The sequence below is a fragment of the Bullifex sp. genome (assembly GCF_034103065.1).
Classification (GTDB): Bacteria; Spirochaetota; Spirochaetia; order Sphaerochaetales; family Sphaerochaetaceae; genus Bullifex.
In genome coordinates this window covers 1-3,269 of sequence record NZ_JAXEGN010000230.1, presented here as the reverse complement: position 1 = coordinate 3,269, position 3,269 = coordinate 1, and the positions used below count along the sequence as shown (strand labels likewise).

The window sequence follows — 3,269 nt, the reverse complement described above, 5'->3', positions numbered from 1 at the left end:
AAGGGCTGCCGCAGTAGAATTAGTTCTATCAAATAGATTTAAAAGAAGAGATGCTAATCCCATATTATCAATATTATTTTGTGATAAGATTTCACCAAAGAAAGCTTCTCTCACACCAATATTGCTATTCCACTCTTCAATATCAAAGCCCTTTCTCTTTGCAACAATCAATGCAGAATTAGCTTTATCAATTAGCTCTTTTACACTCTCATTATTTGCATTTACAAGGCCTGCTTTTACCTTAAGAATTAATGCATCAGGCCGAATTAATGAAGAGAACTCCTCTTCAATCCTGTGAAGTGCTCTCTTTGCTTCAATAGAAGAAGAAAGAGGAAGCCATAAAATAAAAGAATTAGAATCAGAGCGAATTAAGATTTCATCGCTACAAATAGTTTTAATAATCAGAGCAAGTTCATTTAAAAGTATGTCTCCAAATATTAATCCATTATCTTTTACAATAGATGAGAAATCACAAATATCAATAATGGCTAATACACCATTACTTCTATCTGCATTTTCCAATAAACCCTTTCCATATTCTAAGCGATAACAGTGTGTTACTGGATCAAGGGTTTGGCGCTTTAGTTGCTCAAGCTCCTTGAGTTTAGCTTCATGTATATCACGTAAATAACCAACAGTTGTTCTATCACCACTTGCTTTATCCACAACCCTCTTCCAGTTGATTTCCATGTAGTGTTCACCATCAGCATTTTTGAAGCATACTTCAATTGAACCTTCAATTTTATCTCCTTGAATTTGCTCCATTAACGCAATTTGTTCTTTGTAAGAAACCCGAGGTTCAATTGCTTTTTGCCAAAATTCATTAATATCCCATAAGCCATCGTAGATTTTACTATTTACAATCTCAAGAGTTTTACTCTTTTCACGATAGGTAAAAAATTCATCATTAGAGCTCTCAAGGGCAATTCTATATCGTTCTTTTTCCTCAATAAGTTGCTTTTCTGTTTTTGCTTCTGTTTCAGTTAAGTTCTGCACAACTTCATGAAGTTCATCAATTTCTACAATATTGGAAGGCTTAAAGCTAATAAGGCCTTCCATTCCCCCACGAACAGAATCCATTAGGCGAAGGATTGGTCGAGAAATATAGCGAACCGCAAAAATCATGACAGCTACACCTATTAGGGCACACATAAAAATTGCAAGAAGTATCGTACGATACAGTTGGTTACCTAAGCCAAAAATTGAATCCTCTGTTACAAACCCACATAACACCCAATTGGTGTTATCATATGGCACCTTTCCTCCGTAGAGCTTAAAATTAGACTTTGCGGAATAAATTCCTTGTTTTCCAATATTAGTATTACTTACTTTAAATAAATCTTTGTAATTAGTTTGCTCTAAGCTAAATATCTCATTATCTCTTCTAATACTGTTGTAAAGAAGCCCTTTTCCAGAAATGATCTTATATCTATCATTGCCAAGATCAAGTGCAATTGCATAGCCCGCATTTAAATTACGGTCTAAGTCCCTTACTTGTAAGTATGAGTTTTCTATATATGCAGTTGAGACCTCACTTCCTAAAATACCATAGACTTCTCCATCCAAACAAAGAGGGATAGAGTATGTAATCATCTCATGGTTATCCATTCTATGGTCTTCAAGCACGAAAGGAAGAGACCAATAGGCTAAATCAGTAATTAAGGCCTCTGGATTATTCTTTGCTAAAATATATGGCTTATAGAAAAAGTCATCAGCTGCTCTTACCCCATTTCCAAGGAAAGAGAACATAGTATTCCAAGAACTATCTAAAGCAATTCCAGAGCTTCTTGCTAATGTTTTATCACCACGCTCAAATAGTAAGTCAGAGTCACTTTGAGTTCTTGTTGTAGGATCTGAGTCCCTGACAAAAACACCTACGTAATCATTTTCATTATCAATATCTTTATCATTAGCAAGTATTAAAAATACTCCACAAGTATTATCTCTTCTTAGATAATCTAAAAGTTCTCCAAATATATTTTCAACGTATTTGCGCTGAATAATTTTATTATTTAGAAACTCCTCGATGGTAATATCATTTTCCTTCAACAGCTCTTTTAAAGCACTATCAAGGAAAACCGATTCACTAGATATCTCGTTCCATTGATCTAGCATCGCATTCTCGAGAACTACCTTACGGTTTTCAACTAGATAACTATCTATGTTAACCGCATTCTGAGCTAAAGTTTCTTTTGTCTTTAAAAAATTAAGTGTAGAAAAAGGTAGTAAACCTTGAAGGATTACAACAAAAATTAGAGGTATTAGTAATAAATATATAATCTTTCTATTCTTATTTTTCATCTAATACCTCTTATTCTAAATAATTATTTATGGGCTGTTGTTTCAAGTTTATCACAGAAAGATTTATACCAGCTTTCAAATGATTCATCACTAATATATTTTCTTAAAGCTTCATCTCGAGAAACGCCAGATGAAATAAGACTTTCAATAGCTTTTTTATCTGCTACTGCTTTATCAAACAGATTAAAATCTAGTACCTTACGCGTTTGATAACCATTGTTAAAACTCTTAGTTGTGTAGTATTTAACACTATCAGATTGGCTTAATACAGAAACCAAGCAATCATAAACCTTTTCATTAACATTTAAATTTTGATTTTTAATTACTAAGTCTAAAGAATCTATTGAGTTGGCATCTTTTCTTACAGGCAGATATGAAGATTCACAAACAAATCTTAAATTGTTTTCTTTAGCTGTAAACCACTTTAAGAATTCTGTTGCAGCATATTCTCTCTTCACATCTGATTTAGTTACTGCCATGCCAGCACCCTGCTGTACTGCATAGCGTTCTCCAGCTTTCATAATTGGTGCAGGTAGGACAACATATTCAATTTTCTTATTACCATCATCTAAAACTACCTCATCAGGGAAATACATTGATGATGATGTTGAACCTGTATAACATAGAATATCACCTGTTTTTACATCATCTGATCTAAACTTACCTAAGGCAGTAAAATAGCCACTTACAAATGGAACATAGTAATTATCCCAAAGACGGCGAATCTTATCCTTTTCAGCTCTAATTGTAACGTTTCCATCCTTGACATCAAAAATATCAACACCCATCTGCTTCATGCCAATAACAAAATAGTTACTCATAGAGTCTCTACCGTAGAAGGCTTTACCATTAGACCACTCGTAATACTTTTTAGAAACCTCAACTACACCTTCAATTGTTGCTAAGTCATCGTAGCTTACATTACATTCCTTAGCAAAAGGCTCCCAATCAGTTGTATTTAGCATCAT

At 33.6% G+C, this 3,269-nt stretch carries 2 protein-coding genes; both read right to left on the bottom strand.

The window, feature by feature from the left end; translation table 11 throughout:
* Window positions 1–2,301: diguanylate cyclase domain-containing protein (locus tag SOY52_RS09000; protein ID WP_320848623.1), on the bottom strand; the 2,301-nt coding region annotated here is incomplete at its 3' end.
* A gap of 23 nt (window positions 2,302–2,324) precedes the next feature.
* Window positions 2,325–3,269, bottom strand: a 945-nt coding sequence (locus SOY52_RS08995; RefSeq protein WP_320848622.1) for an extracellular solute-binding protein, incomplete at its 5' end; no start/stop codon positions are given.